General features: G+C 66.8%; 10 protein-coding genes and 1 pseudogene. 7 read left to right on the plus strand and 4 right to left on the minus strand.

The window, feature by feature from the left end; all coding sequences use genetic code 11:
- The first annotated feature begins 61 nt into the window (after window positions 1–61).
- From ACZ44S_RS04515 to ACZ44S_RS04545, 7 genes and pseudogenes are all read left to right on the plus strand, one after another.
- A complete protein-coding gene (locus tag ACZ44S_RS04515; RefSeq protein ID WP_101253927.1) occupies window positions 62–1,423 on the plus strand; it encodes a dihydrolipoyl dehydrogenase family protein in 1,362 nt (453 codons plus the stop codon).
- A 182-nt stretch (window positions 1,424–1,605) separates the two neighbouring features.
- Window positions 1,606–2,700, plus strand: coding sequence for a recombinase family protein (locus ACZ44S_RS04520; protein WP_420882448.1), 1,095 nt, complete (start codon window positions 1,606–1,608; stop codon window positions 2,698–2,700).
- A complete protein-coding gene (locus ACZ44S_RS04525; protein WP_285512910.1) occupies window positions 2,697–2,849 on the plus strand; it encodes a hypothetical protein in 153 nt (50 codons plus the stop codon). The genes ACZ44S_RS04520 and ACZ44S_RS04525 overlap by 4 nt, the downstream gene beginning before the upstream one ends.
- An 86-nt stretch (window positions 2,850–2,935) precedes the next feature.
- A complete protein-coding gene (locus tag ACZ44S_RS04530; RefSeq protein WP_240958103.1) occupies window positions 2,936–3,148 on the plus strand; it encodes a hypothetical protein in 213 nt (70 codons plus the stop codon).
- Window positions 3,145–3,720, plus strand: coding sequence for a GNAT family N-acetyltransferase (locus tag ACZ44S_RS04535; protein WP_240958102.1), 576 nt, complete (start codon window positions 3,145–3,147; stop codon window positions 3,718–3,720). Before ACZ44S_RS04530 ends, ACZ44S_RS04535 begins: the two co-directional genes overlap by 4 nt.
- 662 nt (window positions 3,721–4,382) lie before the next feature.
- Window positions 4,383–4,919, plus strand: a pseudogene (gene istB, locus ACZ44S_RS04540) (IS21-like element helper ATPase IstB); the annotation flags it as partial.
- A gap of 63 nt (window positions 4,920–4,982) precedes the next feature.
- A complete protein-coding gene (locus ACZ44S_RS04545) occupies window positions 4,983–5,435 on the plus strand; it encodes an SPDY domain-containing protein (protein WP_285512911.1) in 453 nt (150 codons plus the stop codon).
- A gap of 177 nt (window positions 5,436–5,612) precedes the next feature.
- On the opposite strand, the gene ACZ44S_RS04550 is transcribed toward ACZ44S_RS04545, so the two are convergent.
- The 4 genes from ACZ44S_RS04550 to ACZ44S_RS04565 all read right to left on the minus strand — a co-directional run bounded on the left by ACZ44S_RS04550 (window position 5,613) and on the right by ACZ44S_RS04565 (window position 12,635).
- Window positions 5,613–6,509, minus strand: a complete 897-nt coding sequence (locus ACZ44S_RS04550) for a DUF5655 domain-containing protein (RefSeq protein WP_285512912.1) — start codon at window positions 6,507–6,509, stop codon at window positions 5,613–5,615.
- Window positions 6,510–6,820: 311 nt separating this feature from the next.
- Complete coding sequence (locus ACZ44S_RS04555) at window positions 6,821–8,338, minus strand: UvrD-helicase domain-containing protein (protein WP_285512913.1); 1,518 nt, start codon at window positions 8,336–8,338, stop codon at window positions 6,821–6,823.
- Window positions 8,322–10,454 (minus strand): ATP-dependent nuclease, encoded by a 2,133-nt coding sequence (locus tag ACZ44S_RS04560; protein WP_466924258.1) that lies wholly within the window; start codon window positions 10,452–10,454, stop codon window positions 8,322–8,324. The genes ACZ44S_RS04555 and ACZ44S_RS04560 overlap by 17 nt, the downstream gene beginning before the upstream one ends.
- Window positions 10,455–10,631: 177 nt before the next feature.
- Entirely contained in the window at window positions 10,632–12,635 is a 2,004-nt protein-coding gene (locus ACZ44S_RS04565) for a Shedu anti-phage system protein SduA domain-containing protein (RefSeq protein ID WP_466924260.1), read from the minus strand.
- Window positions 12,636–12,668: the final 33 nt, after the last annotated feature.

Consider the following 12,668-nt stretch of genomic DNA (forward strand, 5'->3'; position numbering starts at 1 on the left):
AGCCGCCACCGTACGGACCACAGCCCAGACCCGGGCCGGGCGCCCGGATCGGAGGAGGATCATGAGCGAGCACTTCGACGCCATTGTGATCGGCATGGGGCCGGGCGGGGAGGTAGCCGCCTCACGGCTACTGGCCGCAGACCGGCGCGTCGCCGTCATCGAACAGGAACTGATCGGCGGAGAGTGCGCCTACTGGGCCTGCATCCCCTCCAAGACCCTGCTCCGCCCCACCGAGGCACGCGCGGAAGCCACCCACACCGCCGGTCTCGAGCGGCCCGCCCTCAACTGGCCGCAGGTACGCGACTACCGCGACTACATGATCCGCCACCTGGACGATTCCGCCCAGGCCGACGGCTACCGCAAGCAGGGCGCCACGGTCATCAAGGGCACCGCCCGCCTGACCGGCCCCGGCCACGTCGACGTCGACGGCCGGCAGCTCACTGCCGAACACATCATCCTTGCCACCGGCTCCGAAGCCACCCGGCCCCCCATCGAGGGCCTGGAGACGGTACCGGTGTGGACCAACCGGGAGGCCACCACCCTTACCGACATACCCCAGCGCGCCCTGATCATCGGCGGCAGCGCGGTGGCCGCCGAACTCGGCCAGTTCCTCGCCCGCATGGGTACCCAGGTCACCGTCGTCCAGCGCGGCCCGCTGCTGCTGGGCCGCGAAGAGCCCCGCCTGGGCGAGATCGCCGCCGAGCACCTGGCTGCGGACGGCATCGACATCCGCCTGAACACCCAGGCCCGCGCCGCCCGCCGCGACGGCACGGACACGGTCGTCGAACTCGACGACAACACCACCGTGCGCACCGACGTCATCGTCCTCGGCGCCGGCCGCACCCCCCGAACCCGCGGACTCGGCCTGGAAAATGCCGGTGTTCAGACCGGCTCCCGCGGTGAACTCGCCGTCGATGCACACGGCCGCCTGACCGATGGACTGTGGGCGCTCGGCGACGTCACCGGCGTAGCGATGTTCACCCACGTCGCCAAGTACCAGGCCCGCATCGTCACCGACGCCATCCTCGGCACCCCTCGCCCCGCCGACTACACCGCAGTCCCCCGCGTCATCTTCACCGAACCCGAGATCGCCGCCGTCGGCCTCACCACCGAACAGGCCCGCCACCAAGAAATCGACACCGCCACCACCGAACTCGCCCTCGCCGACGCCATCGCCCGCCCCTGGACCTACCAGAAAGACCCCTCCGGCACCCTCGGGCTGATCGCCGACCGCAACCGCCGCACCCTCATCGGCGCCTGGGCCATCGCACCCCAGGCCGGCGAATGGATCCACACCGCAGCCCTGGCCATCCGCCACCGCCTGCCCCTGGAGGCCCTCACCGAGTCCATCGCGCAGTTCCCCACCTACAACGAGGCGTACGCCCAAGCCGCCGAACGCCTCACCCGTGACCTCGCCCGATAGCGAGACGGCCCGCGCTCGGCTTGGGCAGCCGGCGCAGGATCACCCTGGGGGTCTCTCATAAATGAACAGTTGCGAGAGTTCTGCGAGAGGCCCGAAGTGGATCACGTTTCCGCAGGTCGCCGTTCGCAGAAGTCCTCTCAGAACCCGCACGTTGTGCGAGACAGTTCTGACAGACTTCCGGGGTGGATCTGACGCCCGATCAAGCCGCAAACGCGGTAGAACGAAACGACTGTCCGAAGTGTGAAGCCCCGGCGGGCAGCGCCTGCCGCACCCGCGGCGGGAAGACCGCGACGAAGTACCACACCGCCCGCTTCATCCTCGTGCCCGCGCTCCGCGAGGAACTCGACGTCCTCGTGCCCGAGGACCGCGGCCCGGGACGGCCGTGGAAGCCCGGTCCGCCCGCCGAGGCTCTGCCGGCCGCCGCGGCGGCCAAGCCGATCCGGATCGGGTACGCGCGCTGCTCGACCGCGCAGCAGGAGTTGCAGAGCCAGCTGGATGCGCTCGAACCGGTCTGCAAGCGGATCTTCTCCGAGAAGATCAGCACGCGCGTGAAGACGCGGCCAAAGCTGGAGGCGGCGCTGAAGCTGGCGTACGACATCAAGGAGGCCGCCCCCGACCAGGAGGTCATCCTCACCGTCCACGAGCTCAAGCGCCTGGCCCGCAACGCCGCCGAGCTGATGACCCTGTCCAACCAGCTCCAGAAGGCCGGCGTCCAGCTCGAACTCCTCACCGGCCCCCTCACCGGCATCTACGACCCCAACGGCATGGGCGCGATGTTCTTCGCCGTGCTCGCCGTCGCCGCCCAGCTCGACCGCAACTACATCCGGGAGAAGACCCTGGAGGGCCAGGTCGCCGCCGCGACCAAGGGCAACCACGGCGGACGGCCGAAGGTCATCGACGACGACATGCTGCTGTTCGCCCGCGCGCTCAAGGACAGGGGCGTACCCGTCCCCGAGATCGCCAAGAAGCTGACCATCAAGACCGGGAAGAACGCCGGACAGCACCCCTCCGTCGCCTCCGTCTACCGCGCGCTCGCCGACGCCGAGGAGACCGGCGCCCCGGCCGGGCCGGAGATCATCGCCCCGCGCCGCCCGATGCGGGTGGACCTCACCGGCCCCGGCAGCGGCACCGACCCCGAGCTGATGGAACGGCTCACCCGGCAGGTCCTCGAAGGCGACGGCGTGCTGGACACGCTCGTTGAACAGAGCGAGGAACAGACGGACGACGTCGTGGCGGCGCTGCTGGCGCAGGCCCGACGCGAAGGGGAGGACGCGTGATCCGCACGCCGCACCGTACGAAGGGGCCCGGTGTGCTCGGAGCCGAAGGCCCGGGCCGCATCGGGCCGTTCGGCCGCTGGCCCGACGACCGCGAGGACGAGGACCAGGGCGAGCCCGACGAGGAACGTCCGGCCGGAAACCGGCGGTAGGCCGCCCGGCGACCGGGACAAGATCCATCTCAGTGTCGGCGGCCGTACGCCGCCGGCCACACCACCACCAGGGGGGAACGAAGACCATGGGCAAGACGACCAAGAAGGCCCGGCAGGCGCCGCCGCTGTCCGCCGACCGGGTCCGCACCGGCTGGCAGGGCCCGGCCGGCACCCGCATCCGCCTGGCCCGCGGCCAGGACGTCGAGGCGGCGAACGCGCTGATGGCCACCACCGGCGACGGCGTCAGGGTCATCCCGGTCCTGCGGGCCGCCATCGAGGACGGCTCGGCGGCGGCATGAAGGCGTACCACGACGCCGCCGCCCACACCTTCACCGATCGGCCCATGAACGAGGCCCTGACCACCGTCTCCATGACGCTGGTCGCCACCGACGAGACCGACCGCACGATCGGCGTGCTCTCCGCCACCGCCCCCGGAACGCTCATCGACATGGCCATGAACAACGGCTTCACCGCCGAGAAGGCCATGGCCCTGAGCCTGTTCGTCGCCAAGATCCACGGGCTGGCCGTTGCCGAACAGGCCCGCGGCCAGGGCATCGCCGCCGCGCTGCTCAAGCGGACCTGGCAGGTCCACCAGCAGCTCGGTTACAGGCTGCTGTACGGCTCGTACGAGACCGATCGCGACCTGGCCGCCTTCTATACCCGCGCCGGCGCGTACGACGCGATCCGCGCCGCCGTGATCCGCCTGATCCGCTCGCGGGAGATCCGCTCCGACTCCTCCGCCGGCCCCGTCTACTTCGTCCTGTACGACGTGGAGAGCGAACCCCGGGCCCGCGAACTGGCCGCCGCCCTGCACGCCGCCCTCTACGGCGACCTCGAACCCCTCGCCCGCGCCGTGCCCGAAGCATCCTGACGCGCCGCTACCGGAGGCCGTACCGGACCCCGAGGCAGCGAGGCCGGAGCGGGCGGGCCCGGGTGAGATCACCAGCTCCGGCTCCACACCAACGCCTCTGGGACGCCAGGAAGCCGCAGCTCCGGACCATGATCAATCTCACCGATAACCGCTGTACCGATGTTCCCCGGACTAGGACGGACCCCACCCGGGCGCGTGATGCTGGAAGCGTGGCCCGTATCCGCTTCTGCGCCTCCTGCGGTGCCCGGCTGCCGAGAAAGGCTTCACCGCGACGCCGGTACTGCGATGACGTGTGCCGAGCCCAGGCGTACAGGGACCGGCGGACCAGCGATCGGATCATGGGCCTCGCCCTGATGCTCGGCGAGGCAGAGTGGACCGGTGACGAGGGCATGATCCAGCTGCTGACCTGCCCGGAGTGCGGGCGAATCACCTTCGCCGGCGCCAGCCGCCGCCAGGACACCGTCTACTGCTCAGGACGCTGTCGATCAAGAGCCTGGCGCCGTCGTGAGGCCCGCCGCGCTCGCATGCGAGCGTGACGTCCAGCCGTCACAAATCGGCGCTCTACCAGCGAGTATGACGTCTCCACGTCACGCTACTGGGGCCGCCGACCGGACAAGATCATCCCTTAGCGCCAACCGCTGTTCCATTGTTCCCCGAGGCCGTTCTCCTTCCAGCCCGAGCTGGACCCGCGCAAGGTCAAGGACCTCGCCACCCTCTCCTTCGTCGACGCCAAGGCCAACGCCGCCCTGCTGGGGCCGCCCGGGGTCGGCAAGACCCACATCGCCGTCGCCCTCGCGGTCGCGGCCTGCCGGGCCGGCTACTCGATCTACTTCACCAGCCTCGACGACATGGTCCGTAACCTCAAGGCCGCGGAAACGGCCGGACGGCTGGTCAACAAGCTCGGCACCTACCTGCGGCCCAGCGTCCTGGTGGTTGATGAGGTCGGCTACCAGCCCCTCGAACGCGCCGAGGCGAACCTGGTCTTCCAGGTCATCTCCAAGCGCTACGAGAAGGGCTCGATCATCCTGACCTCGAACAAGACCTTCAGCGAATGGGGGCAGGTGTTCGGTGATGAGGTCCTCGCGACCGCCATCCTCGACCGGCTCCTGCATCACTGCGAAGTGATCGCCATTAACGGCCCCAGCTACCGGCTGAAGAATCGCCTCAAGGCCATCGAGCGGGAGACCGAAGTGGCCTGACAGCTGGGGACGTTCGTCTGTACGCAACTGGGGAGAGAAGTCCGTACGCCGACACCCGCCCCAGTGTTGGAGGGGTTGCTGGACCACCTCGCCGATGGCGACGGCTGGGACACGCCCATCGGTGCCGCGGTGGACGAGAAAATGGTCGCCGCGGCCACGCAGCCCCTCTCCGACGCCGGATGGAAGCACACCGTGGACGGGCGATGGATCCGCTGGACGTCCCCCGCCGGGGACGCGGGCGTCCAATTCGACGCCTTCACCGCCCAGCACCCGAGCCAGAATCTGGCCACCTGGACCGTCTGGGCCGGCCCCGGTCCTGACCGACCCACCTGGACCATCACCGCCTCCCCGCACACCCCGAGTTCTCTACTGGCCGATCTCTCAGAGACCCTCGCCACCGAGACCGGCACGCGCCAGGTTCAGCCCGCGGGCCACGAGCACAGGACCCGCCTCGCTACCAGTCCGCCAGCCGCTCCGGCGGTCGCAGCCGGCCCAGCCGCCAGCCGTTCACGCTGATCATTAGCGCACACGAGCGGGGCAACATAGCGCGGGATCGCCGGTTGGCCAAACCGGCGATCCCGCGCACCATTGATAGTCCACCGCCACGCCCTGCCCACACGTCGAGAGGCTCCACCTACGACCGCAGACACGTCACGAAGCGCAGCCCGCCGAGAAGCAGGCAGCGGCATCCGATCACGCCGCCGCGTAGCTTGCCCGGAACAGATCCTGCGCCCGCTCCACGTCCCTCGGCGTACGGAGCTGCACCTCCAGATCACCCGTCCCATGGTGACCGAGACCCGACACGTCCCGGGTGAAGCCCGGAACCAGATCGACGTCCTTAGGGTCGACCTTCAGGTAGACCAGCAGCTTGCTCCGCTGCGGCGGGCACAGGCAGGCGAAATTCCGCAGCCGCTGATACGCCCGGTACTGCTTACGCTCAACCCGGTTCACACCGTCCCCGAGCCCGAGCAGGACCTCGTCGACCGCGCCCGCCAACTCCACCATCGACGCGCCCTGGATGTCGGACGCCGCGCGGGCAACCGCCTGGCGCCGCACTCGTCGGCCCACCTGCATGCCGCCGCTCACGGAGGCCACCGTCTCAAGCCCGAGCAGGTCACTGCCGAAGAGTCGGTAGCGGACCAGGTCGATCGAGCGCCGGTGCTCGCGCACGGCATGCACGTCGTAGTGGGTGAAGTCGCCAGCGATGCAGATCAGGCGTGGACCGCTCCACAGGACCTGGGACGCGGCCGTCACCCCGAGCCGGTCGCGGACCAGGTGCTCGAACTCGGCACGGTGGTCCATCAGCCACGCCAGGTAGAAGAGACCCTGGTTGATGACGCCGGCATCGACGCCGCGCTTGTACTCGACGATGACCGGCGATCCGTTCTCGTCCAGCCCGAGCGAGTCGATTCGGCCCCCGTGGACCGGCCCGGTGCCGTACTCGCTCGCCAGGAAACGGACGCCCAGCAGCGTCTCCATGTGCGCCTCGACGAGGCCCTGCACATCTGCCTCGACCTCAGCAAGACGCGGCGTGACCTCGGTCATACCGCCATTCGTCGTATCCGTGCGGAACAGTTTCAGGCCCGACACCTTCCCCTCCTCGGCTCGGAGATCACCAACGCCGAGCCGGGGCGGGATTGTTTCCGCGAGGGGCTTCGGGAGTGTGAAGATGGCGTGAGAAGCTACCGGCGGGCCGCCGCGAGGAACCCGTCGTCCCACGGCCCCCAGGGATCGCCCAGACCCCACATACGTCCCACAAGATCGCGGGGCGAGCAGCCGAAAGACTGCGTTTTCGCAGGCCAGCCCCCGCAGTTCAGTGGATAGAACACTGCCTTCTAAGCGCCTGCTCCGTCTCAGGCACAGGCAGCCGACCCTTCGGGGCCACCTACCTCAAGACGGTGTCAAGTCGCCCCAACCTCAACGCTGATGGATCCGCTTTCCGCGAGCCCGTGAGTCGCCTGCTTGGCTCTGGTCAGTGCCACATATAGCGTGCGATGATCTTCCCTGTTCTGGACGAGTCCTGCTGCCAGAGTTTCGCGCTCTGAGTTGGTCAAGAGAACGCCAACCTTTGTCCACTCGCGGCCCTTGGCCTGGTGAGCCGTGAGACCAGGGATCAGCCGATTCCCATCGGCATGCAGACGGGCACGGAGGTTCTCCAGACGTGCCGTGTGGTGACGATTTCTCTTCTTCGGGAGTTTTCGCCGAGTCTCCGCCCCGACGACCTCATTGAGGTCTGACCAGATCTCCGCGATTCCGGCCGACCCAGCCAAATCAGTGATGAACTGCTGCAAGTTGGGCCTCAAGCGCTCCAATGCTTCAGCGTCAATACCAAGCGCGATGAGTGCCTCTTTGTGGAATGTGGCGTCGACTCCGAATTTTTGCTTCGTCACTTCGCTGAGCAGGAGCGTGCAAGCTGCTTCGTGCACTTGTCCCGTGGCGGATCCGTACGCCAGCGGGAGGACGTGGGGTCCGGAGGTCCACAGAGTCTTCCACTGCAACGACAACACGACGTCCATGTCCTCCGCTCGCCCCCGCGGAAGGATCACTCCATGGCCGGCCCGCAGCTCATCCGCCAGGCGCTTCTGCCCGTCAGTTGTCCAGCGGAAGGACCTTCGCAGCGGGCGCTGGACGAACTGGGCATCGCGTACCAGCTCCGGTACGAGATCGGGTCGAGCTCCGCGAAAGCCGTAGAGGGCCTGCCACGGATCACCGACGACGGTGACTTCGAGCCCGGCGTCCACCGCGAGCCGTACGAGGGAGAGATCGAAGGCATTCGCGTCGAAAATTTCGTCGACGATCAGTGCGCCTGCGGTATTCGCGAGACGGGCCAAGACCGCGTCGCGAGCGCCTTGAAGTGCTAGCGCCGCTTCGAGGAGAGTGCGAGCGTCCTGGTGGGTGCAGAAGCCTTCGGCCAGAGCCGCGGCGACGTCCTGTCTGCTGGGTCTGTTCGCTTGGGTACTCCGTCGCAGGGTTTGGACCACGACCTGATTGCCGTACAGTGCCACGACTGGTTCTATGCGCGACCACTTGGTGGGCAGCTGCACTGGCCAAGAGTCGATGACGGTGAGACTGCGGTGTCCGCTTGGCCAGCAGATGTGTCCCGTATCCAGCAAGTAACCGAGCAGGTCACAGACGACGGTGTCCAGCGTGACAATGCGGTGCGGCCAAGCAAGTACATCCGGGCCCCACTGACGGAGCACACGGTCACGTAGCTCAGCGGTGGCGGAGCGGGTGAAGCTCACGGCCAGCACGGCACGCTGGTCGCCACCGTGAAAGCGCTGGATGCCGAAGCGTTGTGCGGCCACGGCGGTCTTTCCTGAACCCGGCGCTGCTTCGATGTAGACGCGGCGGTGCGGTGTTCCGGCCGCGACCAGTTGTTCACCGGTGAGTCCGCCGGCGATGTCATTCCGTGTCCTCACCGAATTCCTCCCACGGGTCCGCCGTCGCAGGTTCGGTTGCCCACACGTCGGTGTTCCATGGGTTGGTTGCCCACGGATCACTAGGAGCAGGGCCAGAAGGAGTGGCTGGCCAAGTTCCAACTGGCGGAAGATCGGACGATGGAACGGCACTGGGGCTGAAAGAGAAGGGTTCAGTAGCCGTGGGCCAGATTTGCGTCGGTGTCTGTGATTTCGGTGCCTGCTGTTCCTGGGGTTCGTTCTCCGATTCCGCCACGGGCTGCGGGTAGAGGAAGTCGAAGAGCTTCACCAGATGGTCCGGAACATGGATGGACTCGTCACGTTCGATGGCGTCGGCGAGGCGAACGGCGAGGGCATCCGCGAACGCGCCCTTGTCCTTCGCATGGGGACCCGCCGGTGTATCCGGGGCGCCCCCCTTGCCCTTGCGTGCACTCTTGAACAAGTCGTAAACAACCCGATCGGTGACCGGTTCGGTGAGCGGTTCCGCTCTGATGTCAGCCAGGGCTAGCTTTATGAGACGCTCATTGCCCTCCGTGATGGACGGCTCCAGCGTCGGGTGGCTGATGAAGGCTTGTACGACCTCTGAGTCGTGGTCATCCAGCCATTCCGGATCGATTGGCTGCTCATCAAATGGCTTGTCACTGTCGCGCAGTACGGCCAATCGCGTGCAAATCTCGGCCCCCTTTGTGGCCAGGAAGCGGGAGGTCCACGGACCGACTTTGTTCCCGGTGTAGACGATGCTGAGAGCATCGATGAAGGCGTGCTTCGCCGGGTCCTGTCCGGCCCATGCCCTGCCGAAGTCACGGATGATGGCGGCTTCGGTCACACCTTCGACCACCACGAGTCGCTCGGCGAACAACGCGGCAGACCGACTGGCATCCATGTGGAGACGGGCCATACGCAGCGTCTCGGCACGCTTGATCATGGGGATCTTGGTGATCGGACGGCAGACTCTGCTGCCGTCCGCAGCGCGCCGCAACACCACGAGTTGTTCCGGATCACAAGAGGTGATGACGTCCGTCGCATGGCTGGACAGCACCACTTGCAGTTCCGGACGCTGCCGTACGGCCTTGCGCAGATAGCGGACGAGCGCGTGCTGCAGCTGAGGGTGAAGGTGGGCCTCGGGCTCCTCGATGATCACTGTGGCGTGAAAGGGGGTGCTCGGAAAGAACGAATCAGCCTCGGACTCGGCTTCCGCCGCAGCCTGCTCCAGGCGTTCCCGGGCCATGCGCTGCTCGTCTTCGTCCGTCATTTCTCCAGGAGCCTCGCCACGGTGGGGCGACTCCTCCGTTGCCGGGGCACGGCGAGTGGAGTCAGGTATCGCGGCAAGAGTCACCGCGATGTGGAGCAGATTGACGTACCCGAGGCCCGAGACTTCCAGCGGCCGGGCCGCGGCCCGGCCTTCTATGACGGCCAGCATCAGCTCAAGGACGCGCGCAAGGTAGGAGTCGTCTATGACTTGGCCCCGCACGTAAGGCCACTGGCGCTGCACTCCTCCGGACAGGGAGGCCAGGTGATTGCCGATGCGTTCTTCGACTGCTGCGATGAGTCCGTCCTTGGCCAAGTTCTCCAGCAGGCGGGACGCTTTAACGCGCAGCGGCACGAGGCTGCGGCTGCCGTCAAGTCGCTGCTGCTCCGCTCTCAGCAACTCGATGAGGATGCGGGTCTCGCGACGGGCCAGCTCGTCCAGCGGATGCCGCCACGCCGGCAAGTAGATGAACTTGAAAGGGTCCGTGCCCAGTGCCGTGTCATGTACTCGGTTGCGGTCCACCCTGGCGCGGACTGTTCCCAGATTGCGCTGAAACTCCGTGAACCATTTCTGCGCGACACCGTCCGAAGTATGACGCCAGGATTGCTGGATCTGCTGACCCAGAGGTCCTTCGGATGCGGTGCCCTGCTCAAGGCTGTACTGCACCTCTACGCCGGGGCTGCCATCAGCTCCGAGAACCGCAGTCCCCAGGCGGGGCAGGTGTGGGAAGCGGCTGGTGTGGGCCAGGTACAAAGCATCCATGACTGTCGTCTTGCCCGCGCCGTTCGCACCGATCAGGACGCTGAAGCGTCCCGGCAGCTCACACTCGATCGCCCCCTCCGCACTCGCGCGCAACCCGGAAACGCTCACACGGCTCAGAAACAACGCAGCCCCCTTGACGCCCCAATCGCATCTGACTGCTCCATCATCCCCTCGGGCACTGACAACGGCATGCCCCCATGTCCGCTGGCCGCCCAGCCACGCACACCATGACCGCTGCCAAACGCGGACAGGGCGATCGGGTCACGCCTGGGTGTCGGGTGCGCCTCAGCGGTCCTCCACGATGAAACAGGCCCGTTCGTAGAGCTCGTCGAACGTGATGACTTCGACGTCCTGGATAGATCGCCTGTACTGCTCGAAGGAGGTGATCTTCTCCGGGTTCGCTGTGCCTCCGTCGGTGAACTCGCTGAGGATTCCGATCACCACCACCTGTCGGGGGCGCACAGTGGAGACTTCGGTATCAGTCGGGGAGCCATCGTCCCGGTAGTGCCTATGCAGTTCGCCGCTGACTAGTCGTCGGGCCTTGTCGGCGGTCTTCTGCACCTGCGCCACGGCGCCGACCACGTCCTTGGAGACCTGGTACACGTCTGGAAGCCGGTACGGCGCGCCAGCCAGCAGAGATGTCCGGTGGGTCTTGATCTCGCAAAACAGCAGGCTGCTGATGAAGCCCTTGGAACGCATGACGGCGTCGCTGCGCTTTCCCGCCCCCGTGAAGATGTTGGCGCCAGTGGTGATGCGCTCCAGCTTGCCGTCGTCGATGGGGCCACAAGCGACGAGGGTGAGGCCGTAACCGAAGATCCACGGATTCTCCTCGAAGAAGCCCTGCCAGACCGCTTCCGGCCCGGCCACCCGGCCGCGCTCCCGTTCGAAGAACTCCGGGTCGTTCAACAACTGTCTGAACCGCTGGAGTTGCGACTTGCGGTTGCTGATCAGCCGGATGTCCTCTTCCGTGAGGGCACCGCCGACAGCGGTCTTGACAGCTTCGAGGAGCGTGGTGCGGTCCTGGTCGGCCAGGAGCCGAGCCAACTCGGCTTCGTCGTCACGGACCAGTCGGAGGCTGCTTCCGGGGAGGTCCAGCCCGACGCAGTCCTGGAGGAAGCTGATGACCTTCCAGAAGTTCTCGTGGACATCGCTGGTGTCGACAAGCGCCTTAACGATCTGAGAGGCGTCAGTGTGAGGAATCGCCTCCGTGGCCGGCGTCTTCGAAGCCTTGGTCTTGTCCTTCTTCCACAGCTTGACCCTGGGCGAAAGGACGCCGTCCTTGTTGATGAGGGTGACATGGCACAGGGTGGCCACCTGCGGCCGGTCGTCGAGGAGGAATTCGGTGATCAGACGGCCTCGGCCCGTGTCGTAGAAGTAGGGAAATCCGGTGCCGCGGATCTCAAGGTCCGAGAAGTCCTGCCGCATGACGTCGAACTCTGGTGCCAGCAGACCGATGCGGAAACCCCGAACGATGGGCGGATCAGCCTCAGCTGTCTGGTTCCTCCAGTCCGGTGGGACGGCCGGCAGGTTCCGTAGGTCGCCTTCGACCACGAGGGACTGCACATCTTGGCGCTGGAGCCGGATGAGCACGGGTTGCAGACGCTGCCAGATCGCGTTGGTGACCGCCGTTGTGAACGAGGGCAGCAGCACACGATCCACGGTCAGGACAGCCTCGTACGTATCGGCCGTCCATCCGTCGCCGGGCATGGGGTGGTAAAGGCCGCCGTCACGGCGCAGCGTCAGGGCGGTCGCGCGGAGCAGGTCGCGGGCCACTTCCTCGCCATCGCGGTCGAGGAGGCAGTAGGTCTGCCCTAGAACGAGGTCGAGTTTGCTGGTGTCGTCGTCGGCGAGCGGCAGCGAGACCATGGGGCCAGTAGGCTCCGCGGGAACCGCCTTGTAGATCGGTCGGCTCGACAGGAACTCGAAGGCGCGGAAGGTCCAGCCGTCCGGCCCGAGGATGCGGTTCAGTTCCTCGACTCGTCGGGATGACTGGTCGACATCGGGCTGTACCTCTGGATGAACGAGGCGAGCCAGAAAGGCAAGAAGTACCTCATCGGGGCCATCGAGGAGTTGGAAGCGTGGGTCCTCGAAGACCCAGTCGTCGGGCAAGTCCAATGGATTGTTGACCCGGTGCTGGACTATGTCGCGACGCGCCGTCTTGTACCGGGAGTCCCTCGACGCCAGCTTGTCCAGGTCGTACAGGCCCTCCAGGAAGTCGATCTCGTCGAGCCGTCCCCACCAGGGGCCGCCCTCGCCGCGCAGGTAGTCAAAGATGTCGCGTCGCGTCACCGCCGTGATTCTCGGCGTGCTACGCGGAGCCAG

Source organism: Streptomyces malachitofuscus, from assembly GCF_055571035.1.

Bases quoted from the DNA above. Each gene is read 5' to 3' on its own strand.
- ACZ44S_RS04515 (WP_101253927.1), top strand. From the start codon at position 62: ATGAGCGAGCACTTCGACGCCATTGTGATCGGCATGGGGCCGGGCGGG.
- ACZ44S_RS04530 (WP_240958103.1), top strand. From the start codon at position 2,936: ATGGGCAAGACGACCAAGAAGGCCCGGCAGGCGCCGCCGCTGTCCGCC.
- ACZ44S_RS04535 (WP_240958102.1), top strand. From the start codon at position 3,145: ATGAAGGCGTACCACGACGCCGCCGCCCACACCTTCACCGATCGGCCC.